At 70.5% G+C, this 24,000-nt stretch carries 23 protein-coding genes and 2 pseudogenes; 6 read left to right on the top strand and 19 right to left on the bottom strand.

Going from position 1 to position 24,000, the window contains the following annotated elements; all coding sequences use genetic code 11:
* The first annotated feature begins 11 nt into the window (after positions 1 to 11).
* Positions 12 to 422 carry a hypothetical protein gene (locus tag B7C62_23810; GenBank protein ARF74919.1) on the top strand — a complete coding sequence of 137 codons (411 nt, stop codon included), beginning with the start codon at positions 12 to 14 and terminating at the stop codon, positions 420 to 422.
* Positions 423 to 426: 4 nt separating this feature from the next.
* On the opposite strand, the gene B7C62_23805 is transcribed toward B7C62_23810, so the two are convergent.
* Together B7C62_23805 and B7C62_23800 are read right to left on the bottom strand one after the other, a co-directional pair.
* Positions 427 to 1,626, bottom strand: a complete 1,200-nt coding sequence (locus tag B7C62_23805; protein ID ARF74918.1) for a hypothetical protein — start codon at positions 1,624 to 1,626, stop codon at positions 427 to 429.
* A gap of 239 nt (positions 1,627 to 1,865) precedes the next feature.
* On the bottom strand, positions 1,866 to 2,459 hold the full coding sequence (locus B7C62_23800; GenBank protein ID ARF74917.1) for a hypothetical protein: 594 nt from the start codon (positions 2,457 to 2,459) through the stop codon (positions 1,866 to 1,868).
* A 499-nt stretch (positions 2,460 to 2,958) separates the two neighbouring features.
* On the opposite strand from B7C62_23800, the pseudogene B7C62_23795 reads away from it, so the two are divergent.
* Together B7C62_23795 and B7C62_23790 are read left to right on the top strand one after the other, a co-directional pair.
* Positions 2,959 to 3,459, top strand: a pseudogene (locus B7C62_23795) (hypothetical protein).
* A gap of 335 nt (positions 3,460 to 3,794) precedes the next feature.
* Complete coding sequence (locus B7C62_23790; GenBank protein ARF74916.1) at positions 3,795 to 4,568, top strand: S-adenosyl methyltransferase; 774 nt, start codon at positions 3,795 to 3,797, stop codon at positions 4,566 to 4,568.
* A gap of 98 nt (positions 4,569 to 4,666) precedes the next feature.
* Here B7C62_23790 and B7C62_23785 read toward each other — a convergent pair whose 3' ends face one another.
* From B7C62_23785 to B7C62_23720, 14 genes and pseudogenes are all read right to left on the bottom strand, one after another.
* Positions 4,667 to 5,314: a hypothetical protein gene (locus B7C62_23785; GenBank protein ARF77351.1), complete on the bottom strand. Its 648-nt coding sequence runs from the start codon at positions 5,312 to 5,314 to the stop codon at positions 4,667 to 4,669.
* A gap of 8 nt (positions 5,315 to 5,322) precedes the next feature.
* On the bottom strand, positions 5,323 to 5,949 hold the full coding sequence (locus B7C62_23780) for a hypothetical protein (protein ARF74915.1): 627 nt from the start codon (positions 5,947 to 5,949) through the stop codon (positions 5,323 to 5,325).
* Between the two features lie 29 nt (positions 5,950 to 5,978).
* Positions 5,979 to 6,587 carry a hypothetical protein gene (locus B7C62_23775; protein ID ARF74914.1) on the bottom strand — a complete coding sequence of 203 codons (609 nt, stop codon included), beginning with the start codon at positions 6,585 to 6,587 and terminating at the stop codon, positions 5,979 to 5,981.
* A 5-nt stretch (positions 6,588 to 6,592) separates the two neighbouring features.
* Positions 6,593 to 6,823 carry a hypothetical protein gene (locus B7C62_23770; GenBank protein ARF74913.1) on the bottom strand — a complete coding sequence of 77 codons (231 nt, stop codon included), beginning with the start codon at positions 6,821 to 6,823 and terminating at the stop codon, positions 6,593 to 6,595.
* Between the two features lie 204 nt (positions 6,824 to 7,027).
* Positions 7,028 to 7,921, bottom strand: coding sequence for a DNA-binding response regulator (locus B7C62_23765; GenBank protein ID ARF74912.1), 894 nt, complete (start codon positions 7,919 to 7,921; stop codon positions 7,028 to 7,030).
* A gap of 149 nt (positions 7,922 to 8,070) precedes the next feature.
* Positions 8,071 to 9,357, bottom strand: a pseudogene (locus B7C62_23760) (two-component sensor histidine kinase).
* 164 nt (positions 9,358 to 9,521) lie between these two features.
* Positions 9,522 to 10,409: a hypothetical protein gene (locus tag B7C62_23755; protein ARF74911.1), complete on the bottom strand. Its 888-nt coding sequence runs from the start codon at positions 10,407 to 10,409 to the stop codon at positions 9,522 to 9,524.
* Positions 10,410 to 10,445: 36 nt separating this feature from the next.
* Entirely contained in the window at positions 10,446 to 11,390 is a 945-nt protein-coding gene (locus B7C62_23750) for a hypothetical protein (protein ID ARF74910.1), read from the bottom strand.
* Positions 11,391 to 11,400: 10 nt separating this feature from the next.
* Entirely contained in the window at positions 11,401 to 12,738 is a 1,338-nt protein-coding gene (locus B7C62_23745; GenBank protein ID ARF74909.1) for a secretion protein, read from the bottom strand.
* A 155-nt stretch (positions 12,739 to 12,893) separates the two neighbouring features.
* Positions 12,894 to 13,220: a septum formation initiator gene (locus tag B7C62_23740; GenBank protein ID ARF77350.1), complete on the bottom strand. Its 327-nt coding sequence runs from the start codon at positions 13,218 to 13,220 to the stop codon at positions 12,894 to 12,896.
* Positions 13,221 to 13,505: 285 nt separating this feature from the next.
* Positions 13,506 to 13,943, bottom strand: coding sequence for a septum formation initiator (locus tag B7C62_23735; GenBank protein ARF74908.1), 438 nt, complete (start codon positions 13,941 to 13,943; stop codon positions 13,506 to 13,508).
* A 3-nt stretch (positions 13,944 to 13,946) separates the two neighbouring features.
* Positions 13,947 to 15,245, bottom strand: coding sequence for a septum formation initiator (locus B7C62_23730; GenBank protein ARF74907.1), 1,299 nt, complete (start codon positions 15,243 to 15,245; stop codon positions 13,947 to 13,949).
* 7 nt (positions 15,246 to 15,252) lie between these two features.
* Positions 15,253 to 15,966: a Flp pilus assembly protein CpaB gene (locus B7C62_23725; GenBank protein ID ARF74906.1), complete on the bottom strand. Its 714-nt coding sequence runs from the start codon at positions 15,964 to 15,966 to the stop codon at positions 15,253 to 15,255.
* Positions 15,967 to 16,155: 189 nt separating this feature from the next.
* Positions 16,156 to 17,052, bottom strand: coding sequence for a hypothetical protein (locus tag B7C62_23720; GenBank protein ID ARF74905.1), 897 nt, complete (start codon positions 17,050 to 17,052; stop codon positions 16,156 to 16,158).
* Between the two features lie 774 nt (positions 17,053 to 17,826).
* Here B7C62_23720 and B7C62_23715 point away from each other — a divergent pair.
* Positions 17,827 to 19,557: a chitinase gene (locus tag B7C62_23715; protein ARF74904.1), complete on the top strand. Its 1,731-nt coding sequence runs from the start codon at positions 17,827 to 17,829 to the stop codon at positions 19,555 to 19,557.
* A 101-nt stretch (positions 19,558 to 19,658) separates the two neighbouring features.
* Here B7C62_23715 and B7C62_23710 read toward each other — a convergent pair whose 3' ends face one another.
* Positions 19,659 to 20,960, bottom strand: coding sequence for an iron transporter (locus B7C62_23710; GenBank protein ID ARF74903.1), 1,302 nt, complete (start codon positions 20,958 to 20,960; stop codon positions 19,659 to 19,661).
* Positions 20,961 to 21,147: 187 nt separating this feature from the next.
* On the opposite strand from B7C62_23710, the gene B7C62_23705 reads away from it, so the two are divergent.
* Both B7C62_23705 and B7C62_23700 read left to right on the top strand, forming a co-directional pair.
* Positions 21,148 to 21,390 (top strand): prevent-host-death protein, encoded by a 243-nt coding sequence (locus B7C62_23705; GenBank protein ARF74902.1) that lies wholly within the window; start codon positions 21,148 to 21,150, stop codon positions 21,388 to 21,390.
* Complete coding sequence (locus tag B7C62_23700) at positions 21,390 to 21,764, top strand: twitching motility protein PilT (GenBank protein ID ARF74901.1); 375 nt, start codon at positions 21,390 to 21,392, stop codon at positions 21,762 to 21,764. Before B7C62_23705 ends, B7C62_23700 begins: the two co-directional genes overlap by 1 nt.
* Before the next feature lie 31 nt (positions 21,765 to 21,795).
* On the opposite strand, the gene B7C62_23695 is transcribed toward B7C62_23700, so the two are convergent.
* Together B7C62_23695 and B7C62_23690 are read right to left on the bottom strand one after the other, a co-directional pair.
* Entirely contained in the window at positions 21,796 to 23,271 is a 1,476-nt protein-coding gene (locus B7C62_23695) for a permease (protein ID ARF74900.1), read from the bottom strand.
* A gap of 315 nt (positions 23,272 to 23,586) precedes the next feature.
* Positions 23,587 to 23,997: a reactive intermediate/imine deaminase gene (locus B7C62_23690; GenBank protein ID ARF74899.1), complete on the bottom strand. Its 411-nt coding sequence runs from the start codon at positions 23,995 to 23,997 to the stop codon at positions 23,587 to 23,589.
* Between the last annotated feature and the right edge of the window lie 3 nt (positions 23,998 to 24,000).

Here is a 24,000-nt window from a genome sequence, read left to right as displayed (position 1 = left end):
TGAGGAGGCCCATGAGGAAGTGGCGGGATGGCGACGGAACGTTGACGGTCGTCGGCAGGGAGGCGGGGGCTCCGGGCCCGGGGGTTCGGGGGGTGCCGCTGCGGATCGCGGCCTCGTACCGGGCGCGTACCCGGGGGCTGCTCGGGCGGGACGGGATCGACGGAGCGCTGATGCTCACCCCGTGCGGGAGTGTGCACACCTTCCGGATGCGGTTCGCCATCGATGTGGCCTATCTGGACCGGAAGTTCACCGTGCTGGCGGTCCGCACGATGAAGCCCGGCCGCCTCGGCCTGCCCCGGCTGCGGGCCCGTCATGTGGTGGAGGCGGAGGCCGGGGCGATGGAGCGGTGGGGGGTGCGGCCGGGCGTGCGGGTGGAGCTGCGGGCGGTGGGTACGTCCTGGGGACGGCCGGGCCCTCCTTAGGGCTTTACGGCGGGCCCGCGCCGAGCAGGGTCCAGGCCCCGTAGGCCGCTGACGCGCAGGCCAGTACGGCGATGACGGCGGCCTCGCGCCCCGTACTGCGCAGCCGCGCCAGTGCGACGGCGGGCGGGAGCAGCAGCGGGAACGCGGGCATCATCAGACGGGGGCGGGAGCCGAAGTACCCGGCGCCGATCAGCGAGATGGCGACGATCGCGATGCCGTAGACGAGGACGGGCAGCGGCTGCCGCTGCCGTACGCAGAGCACCACCAGCCAGCCGAGCAGGCCGAGCGCCGCGCAGAGCCCGAGGGCGGCGGGCAGGGGCAGCCCGGCGATGAAGGCGGCGAGCGCGCGACCGCCGTCGATGCTGTTGCCCCACTGCGCCTGGACGTCGAAGTACGCGACCGGGCTGCCTTCGCGCACGGCGACGAACACCACGTACGCCAGCCAGCCCAGCGGTGCGAGCGCCACCCCGGCGATCATGCGGGCGTTGCGGCGGAGCACCGGGCCGAGGCCGTTCCCTGCCCGGATCTCCCTGACGAGGGTGACCGCGGCCGTGATCGCCAGGGCCGCGATCAGGGCGGCGGCCGAGGGCCGGGTGAGTCCGGCCAGCACGGAGAGCCCGCCCGCCACGAGCCAGCGGCCCTTGAGGACCGCGTACAGCGCCCAGGCGGCCAGTGCGGTGAAGAGCGTCTCCGTGTACGCCATCGACTGGACGAACGCCGTCGGGTACACGCCCCAGAGCGCGGCCAGCACCACCCCCGTACGCCGTCCGCGCAGCTGCGCCCCCACGGCGAAGATGCCCCACGCGGCGAGCAGCCCGGCCGTCCAGGCGACCAGGAGCCCGGCGCCGCCGAGGGTGAGCGGGGTCACCTCGGAGAGGCCGCGCTCCAGGGCGGGGAGCAGGGGGAAGAAGGCCAGGTCGGAGTGGAGGGCGCCGTCGGGGAGGGTGACGGTGTAGCCGTACCCGTTCTCGGCGATGCGCTGGTACCAGACGGAGTCCCAGCGCCCGCTGAGCCGGGTCAGGGGGTCCTTGCCGGAGGCGTGGGCGGCCGCCCAGAGGACCAGGAGGCCCAGGGCCCGGACGGCGGCGTAGACCGCGAGCGCGGGCGCGGCGGCCCGGAGTGCGGCGGCCGTCCGGGGCCCGGGGGCGCGCGGGTGCGGGGACGGGGCGCCGGGTCTCCGGGTGCGGAGCTGGTGGTCGGACATACGGCCGATTATGTCTTCCGGCCAGGACAATCCCGACGCCGGGCGGGGAGCCCCCGGGGAGCCCTCAGGGATACCCCGGCCGGTTCACACGCCGAGCGTCGCACTGCCGGCCGGCTCACACGCCGAGCACCGCGCTCCCGAGCCACTCACTCGCTCACCACCACACTCCCGGTCGGCTCACACACCGAGCACCGCGCTCCTGACCGGCTCACTCGCTCACCACCACGCTCCCAGCCGGCTCACACGCTGAGCACCGCGTTCCCGAACACCTTCCACGGTGAGATCGCGACGGAGTCCAGCACCGCCAGCTGCGGATGCCGGGCGGCGGTCTCCTCCCGTACGGCGACGGCGTCCGGCCAGGCGTCGAGGTGCGCGCCGCCTTCGATGACGACACCGTCCCAGTCGGTGGCGGCCGTCATCCCGCTCCGGTCGACGACGAAGCCGATGCAGAGCACGGAGGCCCTCCCGACGGTCCGCCGGATCGCGCCGACCGCCCGCTCCCGCTCCTCCGGCGGCAGCTCGCCCACGGAGAACTCGACGGCGACGACACCGCCGCGGGCCTTCCGTATGCGCACCAGGAAGTCGGAACCTTCGTCCACCCATAACCGGAAGCCGACCTCCTGGAGCCTTTGCAGACCGGCAAGGGAGAGAAGCTGCTCGCGCGTGACGGGCGAACGGGCCCCGGAGGAAGGGAAGTCGAGGCTGACGAGCACGGTGTACCCGGTCGCCGGGTGCGCCGGGCGAAGCCCTTCCGCCTCCAGGTCCCCCAGCAGGGTCGCGGCGTCCAGCCCGGTCCAGCCCAGGTGGTACGAGTAGAAGAATCCGGCTCTCATCGACGCCTCACCCCATCACGGCATGAACATAAATTCGCGTGCGCAAATATCAGAGTAGGGGTCTCGCCCATCCCGGACAAGCGCCTACCGAGGTGAATTTGCACACGGATACACAGCCACGCGGATACACGGCCACACGGAATCGGGAGCTCGAAGGGCGCGGCGGCGCGGTCGGCGACCGTCGGCACGTCCGAGCGTACCGAGCGGCACCGGGCACGGCGTGGGCCCACGGGCCCACCGGCGGCCCCAGAGCACACCCCCACGGAGCCCAAGAGCACCCCCTCACGGACGAGCACCCCGAACAGGCTCCAACTCAACGGAATTGGGCCCTCATTGGGACCGAGGGCCCGCGCCGGGCGCGCGCTCTCCCCGTACGCTCACGGCCAGCGAACGGCCACGACTCTGGTTCCGGCCGGGGGAGGGAGGGTGCAGCGTGAACGGTGACGGGGGCTGGGGAGACGGGGGTTCGGGCCGCCGGCCGGGCGGGGCCTTCTCCGCGTTGACCCGCAGTTGGGCGGCGGGTGCGCTGATCCACCTGGGCGCCGGATTCCTGATGAGCCGGTCGCTGCTCGAACTCCTCGGCACCGAGGCTCGGTTGGAGGCGTTCGGCTGGCGGATGGCGCTCCTGCACATACCCGCGCTCACCGTCACGCTGCTCACCGTGCTGGCCGCCGCCCGGATGCTCCCCGACGAGCACCGGGAGTCCCGCGCCCTCTACCTGCTCGCCACGCTGGCCGTGCCGCTGGCCGGTCTGGCGTACGGCTTCGCGGTCCCGTGGGAGGCGGTCGGGATCGAGGGCTCCCTGATGCCGGTGGCGTCGCTGGCCACGGGCGCGGCGGCGGGGGTGGCCGTCGACCGGCTCCTGGAGGAGCGTGCCACCCGGCCTCCTCCCCCGCCGAGGTACTCGTACAACTGGCGTGACAGCGGCGCCACCACGACGGAGTACCTCGGTGCCGTGATCCTCGCCGTGGCGCTGATCGGCGCGCTGGCGGTAGCAGGCCGACGGTGAAGGGGGCGGGCAGGGCGGTTGTCCGTGGGGCAGTGGGCTGTCGACTTCGGGTCGGCTTCGGGGCCTTCGCCGGTTGTTCAGCGAGGCGTTCGCAGGGCCTGCCTGCTGGTTCATCCGAACTGGACTGACCCGGGGGCCCTTTGGGCCGGTAGGGTCCGGGGCATGAGTGCCGCGACGGATGAGCAGCGCGGGGCGGGTGTGAACCAGCAGGTGAGGCAGCACGGAGAGCACGGCAGTCTCCCCGGCCGCCCGACCTCCCGGCCGCGTCGCCGCGTTCGTACGGCGGCGGCACGGTGACACGTTCACATTGAGCGAGGGGAAAGCCCATGGACATCACGGACATAGATGCCAGCAGCCCGCACTCCGCAAGAGTGTGGAACTTCTGGCTCGGCGGGAAGGACCATTACCCGGTCGATGAGGCGTTGGGCCGCCAGGTGGCCGAGACGTACCCGGCCGCCCAGGAACTGGCCCTGGCCTCGCGGGCGTTCCAGAAGCGGGCGGTGGCCCATCTCGCCCGTACGGGGATCGACCAGTTCCTCGACCTGGGGACCGGGCTGCCGGTCCACGACTCCACCCACGAGGTCGCGCAGTCGGTGAACCCCGACGCCCGGATCGTGTACGTCGACAACGACCCCCTGGTCCTCGCGCACGCGCGGGCGCTGCTGCGGGGTGTCCGGGAGGACCAGACCGCGTACGTGGACGAGGACCTGCGCAACGCCCGCGAGGTTCTCACCAAGGCGGTGGCGACGGGGGCACTGGACCCGGGGCGGCCGGTGGCGGTGATGATCCTGTCCACCCTGGGGCACCTGGAGGCGAAGGCCGGGGCCGAGCTGATGGCGGAGTACATGAAGCCGTTGGTGGCGGGCAGCGCGCTGGTGGTGTGCGACACGGTGAAGACGCCGGAGACGCTGGCCGCGCAGGAGGCGTACGCGTCGGGTGACACACCGCCGTACTGGGTGCGCGAGCCGGAGGAGATCCTGGCCGTGGCGGAGGGGCTCGAGGTGCTGGAGCCGGGGCTGGTCCCGGTGTCCCACTGGCGGCCGGAGGGCCCGGCGCCCCGTCCGGTGGACCAGTGGGGGCTGGTGGCCCGCAAGCGCTAGGCGCCCGGGGGCTGGCCGGTCCCGCAATGAGGTGCTCCCCGCCGGGCGCGGGCGGCGGGGAGCACCTTCGTAGCCTCTCCTGCATCCGGTAGAGGTGGTCAGGAACCCTCGCCCCGGGGGAAGGAGACCTCCACGCGGCGGTTCTTCTTCCGGCCCTCTTCGTTGCTGTTGCTGGCGATCGGGTACTGCTCGCCGTAGCCCCGGATCTCGTACGTGATCGTGGGGCCGAGCTGCTTCGACAGGACCCCGTGCACGGCGTCGGCGCGCTTCTTGGAGAGCACGTCGCCGTGGGCGGAGGAGCCGAGGTTGTCGGTGAAGCCGAAGATGCGGACCTTGGTCGTGTTCTGCTTCTTGATCTCCTCGGCGATGGCGGCGATACGGGCGTTGGCCGCCGAACCCAGCTTCGCGCTGTCCTTGCCGAAGAGAACCTCCGCCTGGAGCGCGAACTTGATGTCGGCGTTGCTGTCCTCACGCCGCTCCTCGCCGCCCAGGTCTTCCACTACCTGGACGATGTCGAGGACCCGGCCGGGGGCGAGGGTGCCGCCTTCCGGCATCTTGAGGTCGGGGTCCTCGGGGTCGAGGGGGACGGGCGGTTCGGAGGTCGCCTGCGTGCCGGGGGGCACGCCCGGCCCGTCGTCGGCGGACGAGGGTGACGCGCCGAGGAGAGTCGTTCCGGCGACAAGCATGACGACCGCGACGGCTTGTGCCACGTTGCGCGCCGCTCCGGGACGCTGGAGGGTCTTCATGTCGGCGCTCACCCAGAAATCTTGAGCGACGTGGTGGCGAAGGTCGGAAGGGTGAAGTCGACCTCGGTGGTGGTCTGCGGCGGGGCCGGGAACTGCATGAAGATCTGCGCGGTCTTCCCGGGAGCGATGGGCGTGATCGCTGTGGTGCACAGACACCGTGAATCCGTGTCACGGAGCACGTAATAGCGCTTCTTGCCCGCCTTGTCGACCAGGGTTGCCCCGGCCACCGAGTTGGGGTTCTTGTTGACGATGTTCACCTCTGAACCGGACCAGGTCGAGGTTGTCTGCCTGGTGTCGCCCTCGTTCTTGACCACGCCCTGAACCGTGAGGAATCCGCCGGAGTCCCGCTTGACCTCATTGATGACCAGGACGAGGCCCGCCTGCCCGCGCGCTTCTGCGAGCTTCACGTTCGGGTCCACGCTCTCACCCGCCGCAGTGTCCTCCTGCTGCGGCTCGCCCTTGTCCTCACCCTCCGGGGTCGAAGGGGCGGCCGGAGCGGACGGTGCGACGGAGCCCTCGCTGCGGGGCTGCTCGCCCCCGTCGTCGCCACAGCCGGTGAGAGCGAGAGCCAGGGCAGCCGTCACCGTGACGGCCGTCAGCGCCCTTCTGGTCGTCGTGGTCCGCCGAATGCTCATGGTCCGATTCCTCTACTCGTCGTTCGCTGTCACTGGTCGACCAACCGCACATCGAAAAGAATCTTGCTCACCCGGGGCCAGTCGGTCAGGTCGCCCGGAACGACTTCCGCCACCCCGGCCTTGCCGCACGAGAACGTATAGAGGTCCTTGGCACCGTCGCTGTTGAGGTCCGCGGCGACCCAACTGCAACGGAACTCGATGAGTGCCGTTGCCTCGGCCTTGGCGAAGGTGCTCTCCGTACCGGGAATCACCGGCGAGTCCACAGCCTTGCGCCCCTCGACCTTCACCGTGACCCTGTCGCGGCCCCAGCCTGTCTCGGACGTGCCGCAGAAGCTGGTGTCGGCTCCATTGACGGACGCCAGCCTCCCGGCCTCCGCGCACGGCGCGAAGGTCGAGAAGGGGGCACGCAGAAACTGGTCCAGCTGGTCGCCGGGGAGCGACGTATGAAACCCCGGGGCGAACTGCTCGCGCACACTGTGAGCGGCAGCCAGTGCGGCTGCGTCCGCGGCCCCTTGGGACCCGTTGCGCAAGGCCGATGCCTTGCCGACAGCGAAGAAGGCGAACGCAAGGAAGAGCAGGCCCGCCACCATCATGACGTAGATGGGGAAAGCCTGCCCTGCATCGCCGCGTCGGCGCATGCGCGTCAGCCAGAGGTGATGGCGGTGACCAGACCGTCGATACGGTCCGAGATGTTCCCACCGATCCCGGCTGCGGCGATCGCTCCGATGATGGCCACCACCACCAGCACGATGCCCAGGTACTCGAACGCCGTCTGCCCCCGGTCCTTCGCCGCGTAACGCTTCCGGACGGCGCTGACTGCGGTGTTGGCCCAGCCGTTGACGCGGACGCCGGTCTTCAGGTTGAAGTTCGACATGCTGTTCCCCTCCTGGTTCGGCCGATCGCGTGCCGGCCGGCTCGGGCGCTTCTGCGGTTCCGTTCTCGGTACCGGCTTCCTCCTGGCCGGTGCCGAGAACGACGGGAGCAACATAGGAGGGAACTGACGCACAGCCAGAGGGCCCGTGGGCCCAATTCCGGGCCCAAAAGGTTTTCTGGGCGCCTTTGTTCGGCATCCGGTCGGTCATGGCCGCCCCCCGGGAGGCCGGGGCGCCGTACCGAGCCAGTGGGCTATGGCCTCGCTGCGGCTGGCGCTGTGGAGCTTGGTGAAGATGCGGTTGATGTGGTTCTTGACGGTCTTCTCACTGATGAAGCAGGTGGCGGCGATCTGCTGATTACTCATCCCGGACGCAATCAGCTCCATGACCTCCACCTCCCGCGAACTCAGCCCGTACTGCTGCCTGTTGGGGGATGAGCCCGGCCCCCCGCTCACAGAAGACTGTCCCACAGGGGGTTGCAGTCGCGAAAGACCTTCCGAAGGTTCCGGCTGCCCCGGGGGTGGGTCGGCGGGCGTTGCCGTGAGCGCCGCGCCCAGCCCCTCCGGTAACGGCCCCCGGGACGGGGCCGTCCCCTGGCGCATATGGGCCAGCAGGGCGTCAGCGGCTGTGACGGTGAAGTTGGCGCGGCCGTTCCTCGTGTCCCGTACCGCCTGCACCAGCTGGTCCGCCGTGAACTCGCCGTGCACCAGGTAACCGCCCGCCCCCAGCCGCAGGGCCTCGTGCACGATCTCGCTCTCGCGGCTGTACGTCAGCATCAGCACCGGGGCGATCCCGACCAGGTGCGGCAGCGCCGAGATGCCGTCCACGCCCGGCATACGGACATCCAGGAGGACGACGTCCGGGCGGTGCCGGAGCGTCTTCTCGTACGCCTCACGGCCGTCCGCCGCCTCCGCGACCACCTGTATGTCGGCCCGGCCCGAGAGCAGGACGCCCAGGCCCGCCCGTACGACGGGGTTGTCGTCGGCCACCACCACCCGGAGCGGGGCTGCGGCGGGCACCGGGGGCAGGGCGGGGGGATCGATCGCGGAGGGCGGGGGGTCCTGATGTCCGGCGGGGGCGGTGGCGGGGTCGTCCGGCATGCCGCGACCTCCTCTCTGAAGGGGGAGCCGGTTTACGGGTGGGGGCTCGGGATGAAGGTGGCGGGAGAGGCGGAGGTGAGCGAGGGCAGCGAACGGGAGGGCGTCCGGGGGTGGGGTTGTGGCTCGGCGTACGGCTCGGCCCCCTCCCCCAGGGCCGCCAGCGGGAGTTCCACCCGTACCTCCGTCCCCCGCTCCGCCTTCCCCCTCCCGATCCGGATTCTGGCCCCGATCGACGCGGCCCGCTCCACCATGCCGACCAGGCCGAAGTGGCCCGCCCGGCGCAGGCCCTCCAGGGTCGTCCCGGCGGGGAGGCCGCAGCCGTCGTCGTACACGCTCAGCCGGAGCACATCGGCCTGTACACCGGCGAGGACGACCAGGTACGTGGGGGCCGCGTGGCGGTTCGCGTTCTCCAGGGCCTCCGCGGCGACCGTGAGGAGCTGGCGGGCCACCGCCTGCGGGACCGGGGGGACCGGGGTCTCATCGGACAGGCGGCGGAACGTGGCCGTGACGGGGTGGCGGGCGGTGAAGTCCGATGTCTGGGCGGCCAGTTCGGCAATGATGTCCACGCCGCCCTCCAGGCCCTGTTCCCTCCGCAGGTCGGTGAGCAGCTCCCTCGACTCGGCGGCGGCCCGGCGGGCGGCCCGGGCGACCAGCTCCGCCTGGAGCCTCACCGCGGCCGGGTCCATGCGGTCGGCCGAGCCCGCCAGACCGTCGGCGGCCAGGGCCAGGCCGTGCAGGGTCTTGGCCACCGAGTCGTGCATCTCCCGTGCCAGGCGCGTGCGTTCGCCCTCCACCGCCTCGTTCACCGCCAGCCGCGCCCGGGTCTCGGTGAGCGCCTGGGTGGCCGTGCCGAAACGCAGGAGCAGGTTGCGCAGGGTCACCCCCACCGCCCCGGCGATCACGCAGAAGCCGGGCAGGAGGAGCGCCGTGGCCCCGCCCGCCTCCAGCTTCGGGACACTGGCGTACACGCCGAAGACGATCACCACCTGGAGCGAGGCGAACACCGCCGCGCCGCGCCAGCCGTGGACCAGGCCCGCCAGCAGCGGGGTGCAGACCGTGACGTACGCGAGGGTCGACTCGGGGGTCGCCGTGATCAGCAGCAGCGCGCCGAAGAACACGTCGACCGCGAGGAGCCAGGGGTGGCGCAGGAGGACCGGGCCGAAGCGCTCCCAGTCGCGGAAGAGGACGTACGAGCCCATGAAGGTGACCAGGATCGCCGCGCCGATGAACCAGGTGGGCAGACCGGGGGCGGTGTGGCCGATGGCGTACGGGGTCGCTATCGCGATCATCGCCAGGCGGAAGCCGAAGACCTGGCGGCACATCGCCTGGAGCGCATTGACCTGGATGGCCAGGGCCGGGGGCGCGGGGGTGCCGCTGTGGGCCCGGGTCAGGTCCGTGCTCAGGCCGGGCCGGGAGCCGCTCAGTTGGTAGGCCATGCGCCTGTCACCTCCGTCTCGTTCCCCGTAAGTTCCCGCAAGTTCCCGTAAGTCCATGTAAGCCGATATCAGTACGTGTAAGTCAGGATCAGTACGCGTAAGTCAGGCGAGTTCCCCTACGCCACCGTGAGTTCATGTGCTCCCCATCCCCTCCGCCGTTCATGTCAGCCGCCCGTGAGAAACGAGAAGTCGACATCGGCTCCGTACACGAATCCGACCGTGAGAAGAACGAGCGTGCCGGGCAGCAGGAACGATGTCACCGCGAACGTCGCCTTCGGGACCGCCCTGGCGGCCTTGCGGCGGGCGTTCTGGGCGTCGGTGCGGCGCATGTCGTTGGCGATCTGGATGAGCGTCTCGACGATGGGCGCGCCCAGTTCCTCGCCCTGCTGGAGCGTGGTGACGAACATCGCGACCTGCTCCGAGTCGTTGCGCCTGCGCAGCTCCTCGAACGCCTGGCGGCGGCTGACGCCCATGTCCATCTGGCGCAGGGTGATGCGCAGTTCGTCGGACCAGGGGCCCTCGTACTTCTCCGCCACCCGGTCCAGCGCCTGCCGGAAACCGAGTCCGGCGGAGACGACGACGGCGAGGACGTCGAGGAAGTCGGGGAGGGTGCGTTCGATGTGCTCGCGGCGGACGCGGATGGCCGACCAGATGCCCGCCTCCACCCAGAACAGGCCGAACGCGATCATGAGGAGCGCGAGGAAGAGCTGGCCCTGGAGGAGCATGGCGAAGGCGCCCAGGAGGCCGAGCGCGCCGTAGACCGCGCGGCGGGCCGCGTAGCGGTCGATGGTGAGGCCGCCCGGGTTTCCGGCCAGGTCGATCTGGCGGCGCTTCCTGTTGACCGCCTTGGGGCCCATCATCCGCAGCACCATCGGTGCCCAGCGGATGCCGAGCCGGTCGATGCCGGAGCCCACCGCGCCCGTGCGCGTGGAGCCGGATTCGAGGGCGATGGCGAGGTCGCCGGGGAGCTTGGCGTCGGCGCGGTACATCCGGATGCCGTGGATGGCCCCGTAGACGGCAAGGCCCACGACCAGGGCCAGCAGCAGATCCATGTCCGTCCCCCCTTTCTTCTGGTGTCGGACCCGGTGTCAGACGTCGATACGGGACAGGCGGCGGATGACCACGAAGCCGACCGCGTACAGGGCGATGGCCACGATCACCGCCACCTGGCCGATGAAGGCCCCCGTCATCCGGTCCAGGGCGCCCGGCATGACCGCGTTCATCAGGAGCATCGCGCCGATGCCAAAGACCGGTACGGCGTAGGCGGTGACGGTGACCTGGGAGAGCTGGGTCTTGACCTCGCGGCGGGTCTCCTTGCGCTCCTCCAGCGTCTCGGTGAGGTTGCGCAGGGAGCTCACGACCGTACCGCCGGCCCGGTTGGAGAGCACCAACGTGGTGACGAGGACGACGAGTTCACGGGAGGGCAGGCGGTCGGTCAGTTCGCTCAGCGCTTCGTCCAGGGACTCGCCGACGGCCAGCCGCCTCGCGACGCGCGCCAGCTCCTCGCCCGCCGGGTCCTCCAACTCCTCTGCGGCCATGGAGAGTGCGGTGCGCAGGGACAGGCCCGCCTGGGTGGCGTTGGCCAGGATGCGGGAGAGTTCGGGGAGTTGGTTGATGAAGCGCTCCGTGCGCCTGGTCCGCTGCCAGTTGAGGAAGGCGTTGGTTCCCCAGAGGCCGATCAGCGCGGCGACCGGGCCGAAGAAGGCCGCGAGCAGGGAGGACGCGATCATCCACAGTCCGGCCATCGCGACGAGGGCGTAGACGAAGAACTCGCCGGGGGTGAGCTCCATACCGGTCGCGGCGAGCTTCAGCTCCAGCTTCCGGCCGAGCGCGGTGGCCCGGAGCCTGCGGTCCAGGCCCCTGAACCGGCGTCGGCGGCCCGTCTCGGGGATCTGGCCGACGTGGGAGAGCCGCTCGACCAGCGCGTCGCGGTCGGCCTTGCCGCCGGAGTAGGCGTACAGGCCCATCACGCCGAGCACACAGGCGACCAGGGTGACGCCCACGGTGACCAGGGGGAGGTTGACGTTGTCCATGGCTCGGTACCTAGTTGGCCTCTCGGGTGGCGAGCTGGTGGGTGCTCTCGGCGATGCCGAACGCCTGCGGGACGGGCTGGCTCGCCAGGTAGAGGCGGTCGGCGATCCTGCGGGGCAGCGGCAGGTACTGGAAGCGGCCGTAGATCCGGCCGTCGGCGGCCATCGGCCGGGCGTCGAACCGGGCGACGGTCACGATCCGGTACGGGTCGCGGCCGTGCGAGTCGAGCACCGCGATCTCGGTGATCTTCCTGGTGCCGTCGGCGTGCCGGGTGAGCTGGACGATCACGTCGACGGCGCTGTTGATCTGGTCGTGCAGGGCTTCGAAGGGGATCTCGACCTCCGACATGGAGGCGAGGGTCTGGAGACGCATCAGCGCGTCCTCGGCGCTGTTGGCGTGGACGGTGGCGAGCGAGCCGTCATGGCCGGTGGACATCGCCTGGAGCATGTCGAGGGACTCGCCGCCGCGGACCTCACCGACGACGATGCGGTCGGGGCGCATCCGCAGGGAGTTGCGGACCAGGTCGCGGATGGTGACCTGGCCCTTGCCCTCGACGTTGGCCGGGCGGGACTCCAGCCGGATCACATGGCCCTGCTGGAGCTGGAGTTCGGCGGAGTCCTCGATGGTGACGATCCGTTCGGTGTTCGGGATCAGCCCGGAGAGCGCGTTGAGGAGCGTCGTCTTGCCGGTGCCGGTGGCGCCCGAAACGATGATGTTGAGCCTGGCCTGGACGAGACCGGCGAGCAGGATCAGCATCTGCTCGTCCAGCGAGCCGAAGCCGATCATCTCCTGGAGGGTGAAGGAGCGCGGGAAGCGGCGGATGGTGAGGGTCGCGCCGGTCAGGGAGAGCGGCGGGATGATGACGTTGACACGTTCGCCGCTGGGCAGCCGCGCATCGACCATCGGATTCGACTCGTCCACGCGGCGGTTGACGGTTGACACGATGCGTTCGATGGTCTGCATCAGCTGCTCGTGCGAGCCGAAGCGCAGGGGCAGTTGCTCGACCTTGCCGCTGCGCTCGACGAAGATCTGGTCGGGGCCGTTCACCATGATCTCGGTGATGGAGGCGTCCTCGAGGAGCGGTTCCAGGATGCCGAGGCCGAGGGCCTCGTCCACGACGCGCCGGATCAGCTGCGCGCGTTCGACGGTGGAGAGGACGGGGCCCTCACGGCTGATGATGTGGCCGAGTACGCGCTCCAGACGGGCCCGCCGGTCGGCGGCGGCCAGCGAGGACATCTCCGCGAGGTCGATCTCCTCCAGGAGCTTGGCCCGGTAGACGGCCACCAGGTGGCCGTCCTCCCGGGCGCCGCCGGGCTCGTCCGGGGCGCTCATGCGTGCCCGCAGGCTCATCTGCGTAACTCTCCTCGCTGTAGCGCGTGAAGCGGGGTGTGGCGGGTGTGGCGGGTGTCCCGTAGTGGGGTCGCTCGTGCGGATGTCTCCGTACGAGGTCACTCGCCCGGGTGTCCCCGCAGTGGGGTCACTCGCGCGGGTGTGCCCGTACGGGGTCACTCGCGCGGCATCGTGGCGCTCCGGGTCGCCGTCCAGGGGCCGATACCGGGGACGAGCGAGGGGACCTTGATCGCGACGGTGGCGGTGATGTCCCGGTAGCCGCTCTGGCGGTAGCTGAACCCGCCGTCGGCCAGCCAGCCGCTCACCGCGCTGCGCGCCGTGGAGCCCGGGTCGCCCTGGGCGTCGTGGCTCGCCGCCGTACGGGCTCCGGCGCGGGCGGCCGTGCCCGCCTGGTTGGCGGCGTAGGCGGCGAGGCCGAGCTGGATGGCCAGCAGGGCGACGAGGAGGAGCAGGGGGAGGAAGCCGAGGTACTCCAGGGCCACCTGGCCCCGGTCCCGGCGGGTGCCCCGGCTCCGGGCCCGGCTCCGGCGCATGCCCGGGTCCCGGAGCTGGCGCATGCCCGGGTCCCGGAGTCGGCGCATGCCCCGGCTCCGGGTCCGGCTCGTGTGCCGGTCCCTGCGCAGGCCCGGGTCCCGGTCGCGGCTCGTGTGCCGACCCGTACGTCGGCCCATCCCCCGGCCCATCCCCCGGCCCGTGTCCCGGCCCGTCCTCCGGTCCGTTCCTCGGGTGCCGGCCTGCGGTGGTGCGTTCACGGTGGCCGTCATCACTCAGTCCTCCCTCGGCGATCCGGCTTCGCCCGTGATGTGGGTGTTCAGGTCGAACAGCCCCGGCACCAGCACCGGAACCTTGAGCCGCACCTTCGCCTCGTACAGGCCGCCGCTCGGCCCGCACCGCACATCGGCCGCGCCCGCCCAGGCGGCGGGCAGGTCCTCCCGCGCACCCGCCTCGCAGGCCGCCCCGGCCCCGGACTCCGCTCCGCTCCCCTTCCGCGCGCCCACGTCCGCCGCGTTGCCCGCGAGGCTGAACGTGTAGCCGATCAGGGCGCACTCCCAGAGCACCAGCATGATCAGGATGATGAAGGGGGTCATGCCGAGGAACTCGATCGCGGTCTGCCCCCGGTCATCTCTCCGGAGGGTTCGGGGGACCCGGAGAGTTCGGAGCCCCCGTATACCGCTGCGAGCCGTCCTTGTGGTGGTGGTCGTCATCGCTCAACGTGTCCCCTCGGAGTCGGCGGGCCCGGCACGTCGGCGGCGCGGGCGGCCGATCGAGCCTCGGTCGTTCTTGAAGGTGCCGCTGTTCCTCCTGGCCAGGGCGCCGCCCTTCTTGGCGGTGGCGCTCGGCCTGACGATGCCCAGCTCTCCGGCCAGGCTCCAAAGTGCTTGCTTGACCGTGCTCTTGGCGTCCAGCTCGTGCAGACGGCCGGAGTCGATGGACGCCTGGAGCTCCTTGAAGTTGGCGGGGACCGCCGCGGAGGCGACCCGGGTGCCGGTGATCTTCTGGATCAGGGTCGGCTGGATCTCGGTGTTGCGGGTGAAGCGGTTGACGAGGGTGACCGTCTCCTCCGCCTTGCGGATCTGGAGCCGTTCCCACATCCGTACGATGCGTTTCGCGCCGCGCACCGCGACCACGTCCGGGGTCGTCACCAGCAGGGCCACGTCGGCCATCTCGATGGCGGCGGCGTTGGCGCCGTTCATCTGGCCGCCGCAGTCGATGACGACGACCTCGTACCGGGAGCGCAGGGCGCTGACGATCTGGCGGGCCGACCGGTCGCTGACCTCCTCGCCGCGCTCGCCCTCGCCGGGGGCCAGCAGCAGGGCGAGGCCGGTGGAGTGGGAGAAGACCGCGTCGGAGAGGACCCGGGGCGAGATGTCGGCGATCAGGGCGAGGTCGACGAGCGAGCGCCGGAACTGTACGTCGAGGAACGAGGCGATGTCGCCGGTCTGGAGGTCCATGTCGACCAGGGCGACGGTGTGGCCGGACGCCTGGGAGGCCAGGGCGAGTTGGATGGCGGTGACCGTGGCGCCGACACCGCCCTTGGCGCCGGTGACCGTGACGACCGTGCCGCCGGGGCCGGTGAAGACGTCACCGCCGGAGGAGAGATGACGGCGTACGCCGGTCGACCACTGGGCGGCGGCCTGGACCCGGTTGGCAAGTTCCTCGTACCCCACCGGGAGGGTGACCAGACCGCGCGCGCCGGAGTCCATCGCGTCGGCGAAGAGGGTGGGTCCGACGTCCGTGGTGATCATGACGACCCCGACGGAGGGGAACCGCAGGGAGACCTCCCGGATCAGCTCCAGCGCGGGGACCGGGCCGATCCGCTCGTGCACCAGCACCACTTCGGGCAGCTCGTCGAGGGCCTCGCCCGCGAGACGTGCCAAGGTGTCGATCAGCTGGGTCGAGTCGGTGACCGGGCCTGCGGGTTCGGCGTCGGGGAGCTGGCTGAGCAGGGTGATGACGGAGCGGGCCGCGTCGGGGTCGCCCACGGCCGGGAGGATTCTGGTGGTCATCCGATCCTCACTTGTCCTTGTCGAGCGTGTAGGTGCGGTCTCCCGGGCGGATGGTGCCGTCGCTGCCCGGGGCGACGAGTGCGAGACGTACGTGCTCCGCGAAGGACTCGGCGTAGGCGATGCGCTGGGTGTCCAGGGTGTTCAGGGCGAAGGTGATCGGCACGGCCTCGGTGACCTGGCTGCGGCGTTCGTCGCCGGTCGGCTCCAGCGCGGTGAGCTTGCCGACCTCCAGCACCTTGGCGTTGGAGACGATGACCTTGGACTGGGCGGGGGCGCCGTCCTCCCGCTGTTCCCCGGCGAAGGTGGCGTAGATGTTGACCGTGGCGCCCGGTGTGATCTTGCCCGCGACCCCGGTGGCGGCGTCGATCATGATGGCGATCTCCTGCTCACCGGCACGGAGTTCGGGTTTGCGGACCATCATGTCCGACTGGAGCAGCGAGCCCTTGCGGAGGTGGGTGACGGCGATCTTCGACTCGACCTCCCGCAGGTCGGTCACCGCGTTCTCCGAGAGCCAGCGCTTGGGCATCGAGATCTTCTCGAACTGGCCGCCGCGCAGGGCCGTATAGGGGGCCACGTCGGTCTTCAGCTGGTAGGCGGTGACTTCGGGTCCGACCTTCGCGTTCACATCGCTGATCACCGAGAGCACTCCGGCGAAGGCACCGAAGGCACACAGGACCGACAGGAGCAGGAGTATCACGCCGCGGCGCTGGCGGGAGTTCATGGCCGGACAACCTCGTTCGGATCGGATGCGAATCGGGTGCGTATGCGGGTGTGGAGCGGGAGGGCGTACCAGGTGGGGAGCGGGGGCGGATCGGCGGCGGATCGGGTGCGTAGGGCAGCGGGCGGAGACGGAGAGGGAGGCGCGTGAGGCGGTACGGGCCGGGGGCCGGGGCCCGGGCCGGGCGGGGGGCTAGGGGCCGGAGAGTCTGCCGGCTTCCAGCTGGAGGGGGCCGGTGGAGGGTGTGCGGCTCTCGAGGGCGGCTCGGGGCGCGGCGGGCGCGGCGGTGTGGGAGGGGGCGAGCGGGGCGGTGAGCGGGGAGGAACAGAAGGCGCAGCGGTCGCCGATGAGTTCCATCTCGCACCAGTGGCACTTCTCGCGCCGTACGGAGGCGACCAGTTGGTACAGCACGGAGATGTCCGGGAGGTGGGCGGCGAACTCCACCAGCTTCGCCGTGCCCCACCAGCGTGGGGAGTCGGCGGGTACGCCCGTCTCCTGTACGGCCTGGACCTGCCAGGCGGGCGCGAGGGTCTCCTGCACCCACTCGGACGGCAACTGCCCTCTGGCAACGAGGAGATGGGTACGGAAGGTGGGCCCGGCCAGCGGTTCCGCGACCGGGCCCACCTTGATGAGCTGCGGTTCGGGTCCGGCGAGCACGGCGAACTGGGAGCCGGGGACCCAGGACCTGGCGTGGCTCTTGAGGCCGACCGGGACCCGGTCGAGCTTGGCGACCGAGTTGAGCAGGGCGCCCGCGTAGATGTAGTGCGACAGCAGCCGGGCGGCGGAGGCGATCACCCCAGGGCTGAAGTCGCAGATGGACAACTGCCGTAACTGGCGCACCAGTACGGCGACACCCAGGGGCGGCAGGTCCACCTTGACCAGGGCGATCCGGTCGCTCTCCAGGACCGAGCGGATGGCGTGGAGGCGGCGTTCGTGCTCGGGGCGGATACCGGACGGGTAGAGGGCGATCACATATCCGTGCTGCTCCAGCAGCAGGTGCATATCGCCGATCGCCTGCTCCAGCGCCTGGTCCTCGGGGGCCTGGAGCAGGGCCGCGGTCGGTGTCTGCTGATCGGTGGGCGGCAGCACCAGATCTGCACTCGTCACTGCTATCGCGGTCGGCACGCTCTTCCCCGTTCGGCTCCGGCCGCCGTCGAGACGTCGGCCGCAATCGCTCCTGCTCCGTGCTCCTGCCTCAGCACTTTAGCCACGTCTCACCAGGCAGAGAACAGTTCTCGGGGACCAGTGCGTCATCATGCGAACACCGTTCGTACGGGGGTCGGGTGGCAAACAGGACGAAATCGATTCCACCCAACTGACCTACCACTGCGGAGCGTTACCGAACCCCCCGTCCAGAATCCGGTCACACTTCCATTCCCGCACGTCAAGGCGGATACAGGCGCGTACCGGATCATTTCGGCGGGCGGTTCTCGTCACGGTACGGAGACCTTCCGCAAGATCACCCGTGGGGGTGGCGGGGGCACGGGCGGCAGGTCATCTCCGGGTAAAGAAACTCCGCCCCGGACCCTGCCCCACCTCCTGTCGAAGTCCCTTTCACTGCCAGAGGTCTTGACAACTTGATTGGTCTGGACCAGTTTATCCGCCAGCGGTGGCCACCGCCCCGGCTCCACCCGCATCCCGCATCCCGCAAGGTTCCGTACCGCCCGGCAAGGTTCCGTACCGCCCCAGGGACCGCACCACCCCGCAAGGTTCCGCCCCGCAAGGTTCCACCCCCGCCTCACCCCGCCCCACCGCGCGGCCCTTCCCCGTCACCACCGCCGCGCACCCCGCCCGTCCGGCAACGCCCGCACCACCACCGCACCACCCCCGCCACGCACCACCAACTCCCCCACGGAGGCTCACGTGCAACGCTCCGCAGGCAGCAGACGCAGAAGGCACCACGCCCGGCCGTTCCTCGGCGGCGCGGTGGCCGTCATCGCGGCAGGCGCCCTGACCGTCACCGGACTCGTCTCCACCGCCCAGGCCGCCGACGTCAACAACGCCAAGAACGCCGGCTTCGAGTCGGGGCTCGCCAACTGGTCCTGTACCGGGGGCAGCGGGAGCACCGTCTCCTCCCCCGTGCGCAGCGGCACGTCCGCGCTGAAGGCCACCCCGGCCGGACACGACAACGCCAAGTGCTCGCAGACCGTGGCCGTGAAGCCCAACTCGACGTACGCGCTGAGCTCCTGGGTGCAGGGCGGTTACGCCTACCTCGGTGTGACCGGCAGCGGAACGACCGACGTCTCCACCTGGACGCCGGGCTCCACCACCTGGACCAAGCTGTCCACCAGCTTCCGGACCGGGGCCAGCACCACGTCGGTGACCGTCTACACCCACGGCTGGTACGGGCAGTCCGCCTACTTCGCCGACGACATCGAGGTGACGGGACCCGACGGCGGCGGGGGCGGCGACGGCCCCGGCCCGGTCATCCCGGCGGCCCCCGCCGGTCTCACCGCGGGCGCCACGACGACCTCCTCGGTCGCCCTGTCCTGGAACGCGGTCTCGGGCGCCGCGGGTTACAAGGTGTACCGGGACGGTGTGCAGGCCACCACCTCCACCGGAACCTCGGCGACCGTCACGGGGCTGGCCGCCGACACGGCGTACCAGTTCTCCGTGAGCGCCACCAACGCGGCCGGTGAGTCGGTCAAGTCCGCCGCCGTCAGCGCCCGTACGGCCAAGCCCGGTACGGGCCCCGGCCCCGGCCCCGCGGTGCCCAAGCACGCGGTGACCGGCTACTGGCAGAACTTCAACAACGGCGCGGCCGTCCAGAAGCTCACCGACGTGCCGGCCGACTACGACATCATCGCGGTCTCCTTCGCGGACGCCACGCCGACGCGGGGCGCGGTGACCTTCAACCTCGACACGGCCGGGCTGAACGGCTACACGGACGCCCAGTTCCGGGCGGACATCAAGACCAAGCAGGCCCAGGGCAAGAACGTCATCATCTCGATCGGCGGCGAACTGGGCACGGTCCGGGTCGACAACGACGCCTCCGCCACCGCGTTCGCCGACTCGGTCTACGCGCTGATGCAGGACTACGGCTTCAACGGGGTCGACATCGACCTGGAGAACGGTCTCAACGCCACCTACATGACGAAGGCGCTGCGCCAGCTGTCGGCAAAGGCGGGCCCCGGACTCGTCCTCACGATGGCCCCGCAGACGATCGACATGCAGACGACGTCGGCCGACTACTTCAGGACGGCGCTCAACGTCAAGGACATCCTGACCGTCGTCAACATGCAGTACTACAACAGCGGTTCGATGCTCGGCTGCGACGGCAAGGTCTACCACCAGGGTTCGGTGGACTTCCTCACCGCGCTCGCCTGCATCCAGCTGGAGAACGGCCTCGACCCGTCCCAGGTCGGCATCGGTGTCCCGGCCTCCACCCGTGGCGCGGGCAGCGGATACGTCGCCCCGTCGGTCGTGAACGCCGCCCTGGACTGCCTGACCAGGGGCACCAACTGCGGTTCCTTCAAGCCCTCGAAGACCTACCCGTCGCTGCGCGGCGCGATGACCTGGTCGACCAACTGGGACGCGACGGCCGGGTTCGCCTGGTCGAAGGCGGTCGGCCCGCACGTCCGCAACCTGCCGTAACTCCTCGGCAGCTCCTCCCGCACCGAACACAGCCACCCCCCGACCCGCAGCGCCGCCGCTCCCCCGGCGGCGCTGCCGCGTTTCCCGGGCTGTCCCCGGAATCACCAGGGCAGTTCGCGCACCTGCTGGACGCAGAGCACGATGAACAGCAGCCCCGCGAGGGCCAGCATCCCGTTGCTGAGCCAGCTGTTGCGCCATTCCCTGGGCGTACGGGAGGAGTTGAGCAGCCAGAGCAGGGTCAGGGCGAGGAACGGCATGAAGAACGCGCCGAGCACCCCGTACGCGATGACCAGGCCGAAGGGTTCGTCCAGCCAGAGGAGGGTCATCGGCGGGAAGGTCAGCCAGAGGAGGTAGGCGCGGAAGGGCCGCGAGCGCTGCTGGCGGTCGACGACGGCCGGGCCCGCGTGTTCCTTCTCCCGGTCCGCCGGGGCGCGGAACCGCTCCACGAAGTCGGCGAACATCAGGCTCACCCCGTGCCAGACGCCGATCAGCGACGAGAAGGAGGTGGCGAAGAAGCCGACCAGGAAGAGCGTGGCGGTCGACGGGCCGAAGCGGTCCTCCAGGATCGTGCCGAGGTCGATCAGTCCGCGGTCGCCGGAGGTGAGGGCGAGCTGCGAGGCGTGCAGCAGTTCGGCGCCGACGATCAGCATGGCGACGACGAAGATGCCGGTGGTGAGGTAGGCGACCCGGTTGTCGAGCCGCATCACCTTCATCCAGGAGGAGTTGCTCCAGCCTTTGGCGTTCACCCAGTAACCGTAGGCCGCCATCGTGATCGTGCCGCCGACGCCGCCGATCAGCCCGAGGGTGTAGAGCAGCGAGCCGTCCGGCAGTACGGGGACGAGCCCGGCGAACGAGGCACCCACGTCCGGCACCACCCGGGCGGCCACGTAGACGACCACCACGAACATGATGCCGACCAGGACCGTCATGACCTTCTCGAAGACGGCGTACCGATTGAACCAGACGAAGGCCAGCCCGGTCAGCCCGGTCACGATCGCCCAGAACTTCAGCCCCGGCCCGTCCGGGAAGAGCGCCACGATGGGCAGGGCGCTGGAGGACATGGCGGTCGCGCCGTAGATGAAGCCCCAGACGACGACGTAGATCGCGAAGTAGACGGTCGTCCACGCGCCGAGGCTGCGCCAGCCGTCGAAGAGCGTGCGTCCGGTCGCCAGGTGCCAGCGCCCGGCCGCCTCGGCGAGCGAGATCTTGACGAGGCAGCCGATCACCGCCGCCCACATGAGCGTGTACCCGAACTTGCTGCCCGCGACGAGGGTCGCGACCAGGTCACCAGCCCCGACCCCGGTCGCCGCGACAACGATGCCGGGGCCGATGTACTTCCAGCTGGACTTACGTGGTCGGGAGGTCTGCTCCCCTGTCCCTGTGGTTGCTCTTGTCTCCGCCATGCCGATCAAGGAAGCGCAATCGGCGGGACCGCACAAGGGGGCGTGCGGGGAATGGGCGGGGGCCGGGGGTCGTCGCCAGGAATGGCCCCCGGGGGGCTCGGGAGGTAGTTCCAGGTGGCTTCCGTCAGCCTGAGGTAGCCTTTAGTCCAGTACTTAGTCCACCCCTTCCCCCCTTGGTGAGGCAGCCGTGGAAGCAGCCCGTCAATACAACGTGCACGAGGCCAAGACGCACTTCTCCCGCATCCTGGAGCAAGTCGCCACCGGCGAAGAAGTCGTCATCAGCAAGGCCGGCGAGCCGGTCGCCAAGGTGGTGCCCCTGCGTCCGAAGGTCAGGAGGACCGGGCGCGGGTCGCTGGCAGGGCGTATCCACATCGCCGACGACTTCGACGAGCTGCCGGACGACATCGCCGATGCCTTCGGGATGCGCTGATGCGCCTGCTGCTCGACACCCATGTGGTCCTCTGGTGGCTCGGGGATTCCGACGAGCTGTCCGATCAGGTCAAGGGCCTCCTCGACACGGAACCCTCCGTCCACCTCAGCGCGGTGTCCGCGTGGGAGATCGCCATCAAGCAGTCCCTGGGCAAGCTCGACGGCCCGGACGACCTGGCGGAGCGCGTACGCGACAGCCAGTTCACGGCGCTGCCGATCACCGCGGGACACGGGGTCCGGGCGGGCAGGCTGCCTGCCCTGCACCGCGACCCCTTCGACCGGATACTGGTCGCCCAGGCGCAGACCGAGGGAATGACCATCGTGACCCGCGACCAGTGGATTCCGCGGTACGACGTCCAGGTCATGGCCGTCTGAACGGCCCCCCGGGGGCGCACACCGTAAGGCCCTAGATCATCAGGCTCAGCAGTGCCGCCACCGCGAAGCCCGCCACCGACAGCACCGTCTCCAGCACCGTCCAGGACTTCAGTGTGTCGCGTTCCGAGATGCCGAAGTACTTCGACACCATCCAGAAGCCGCCGTCGTTCACGTGCGAGGCGAAGATCGAGCCCGCCGAGATCGCCATGATGATCAGCGCCAGGTGGGCCTGGGACAGATCCTGGCCCTCGACCAGCGGGACCACGATTCCCGCCGTCGTGACGATCGCGACGGTGGCCGAGCCCTGGGCGACGCGCAGCACGACCGAGATCAGCCAGGCGAGCAGGATGACCGGCAGGCCCACGTCGTTGAACGTGTCGGCCAGCGCGTCCGCGATGCCGCTGCCCTTGAGTACGGCGCCGAAGACGCCGCCCGCGCCGACCACCAGCAGGATGTTGCCGACGGGCTTGAGCGAGGACGTGGAGACCGACTCCAGGGACGTGCGGGACCAGCCCCGGCGGATACCCAGCAGGTAGTACGCGAGGAACAGCGCGATCGTCAGGGCCACGAACGGGTTGCCGAAGAACTCCACGACCGAGCGGAGAGTCGAAGGGTTCAGCGCGATGGAGGAGAAGGTCGCGGCGAGGATCAGGATCAGCGGGGTTCCGATGATCGCGAGGACCGTGGCGAGCGGCACCGGCTTCTCGTACGGCGTGACGCCCGCCGCCCGCTGTTCGGCGGCGACGGCCTCCTTGGCCTCGGCGGCGGCGTCCACCATGTCCTGCGGTACGTCGACGAAGATCCGCTTCCCGATCCAGGAGGCGTACGCCCAGGCGGCCAGCACGGACGGGATGCCGACGACCGCGCCCATCAGGATGACCCAGCCCAGCGACACGTTGAAGAGTCCGGCGGCGGCCACCGGGCCCGGGTGCGGGGGCAGGAACGCGTGGGTCATCGACAGGCCCGCCAGCAGCGGCATCGCATAGAGCAGGACCGATTTCCCGGACCGCTTGGCGGCCGCGTACACGATCGGCGCGAGGACGAAGATGCCCACGTCGAAGAAGACCGGGATACCGAAGATCAGACCCGTCAGGCCCATCGCGAGCGGGGCGCGCTTCTCGCCGAAGAGGTTCAGCAGGCGGGCGCTCAACACCTCGGCCCCGCCGGACACTTCGAGGATCGCGCCGAGCATCGTACCGAGCCCGATGATGATCGCCACATGGCCGAGGATGCCGCCCATGCCGGACTCGATGACCGAGGCGGCGGCGGATTTCTGCACGGTGCCGAAGAGTTCGGTGACCGAGAGCCCGGCGCCGAGGCCGACGGCTATGGAGACGGCCAACAGGGCGACGAACGGCTGGAGTCTGACCTTGATGATCAGGAAGAGGAGGAGCGCGATACCGAGCGCGGCGACGGTCAGCAGACCGGCTGTGCCGTCGATCAGGAGGAGCAGGCCACCGGTGTGCGGTGGGGTCTCGACCGGCGGTGGGGTGGCGGCGAGGGGCATGGGGGGACTCCGATGGTGCTGGAGGGAGGGCAGGGCGGAGCGCGGCACGGCGCCCCCGGGGGACGGGGCGCCGTGCCGTACGGCGGGTTGGAGAGTTGCTGCGGGTGGAACAAGGCGATCAGTGCGGCAGAACCTGGATCTGGACCTGAATCTGGGCCTGGGCCTGGGCCTGGGCCTGGGCCTGGACCTGAATCTGGGCCTGGGCCTGGACCTGAATCTGGGCCTGGGCCTGGGCCTGGACCTGGGCCTGGGCCTGGGCCTTCGGTGGAACAGGGAACGGTCAGCCGAGCCGAAGCCGTCAGCTCAGCCGGACCCTCAGCTCAGTACCGCCAGCGCGTCGATCTCGATCAGCAGGCCCTTGGGCAGGCCCACGTAGACCGTCGTCCGCGCCGACGGGGCCTCCTTGAGGTTCTGCTCGGCGAAGTACGCGTTGTAGATCTCGTTCATCTCCGCGAAGTGGTCCACGTCCGTGAGGTAGACGCGCATCATCATCACGTCGTCCCAGCTCGCGCCGCCCTCCTCCAGGATCGCCTTGACGTTGGCGAAGGTCTGGAGGGTCTGCTCGCGCAGGGTGGGGCCGGCCGGGGTCGGGGCCTGGCCCGCCACCGCCGGGAGGAAGCCGACCTGGCCGGCGACCTGGAGGATGTTCCCCTTCTTCACGCCGTGCGAGAACTTCGCCGGGGGCGTGGTGTGCGTGGACGGGGTGAGCGCGATCTTCTCGGTCATGGC

Origin of the sequence: Kitasatospora albolonga (genome assembly GCA_002082585.1) — a bacterium.
GTDB classification, from domain to species: Bacteria; Actinomycetota; Actinomycetes; order Streptomycetales; family Streptomycetaceae; genus Streptomyces; species Streptomyces stephensoniae.
Note: the sequence above shows the minus strand (reverse complement) of the source record. Positions and strands in the feature narration are given on the sequence as shown.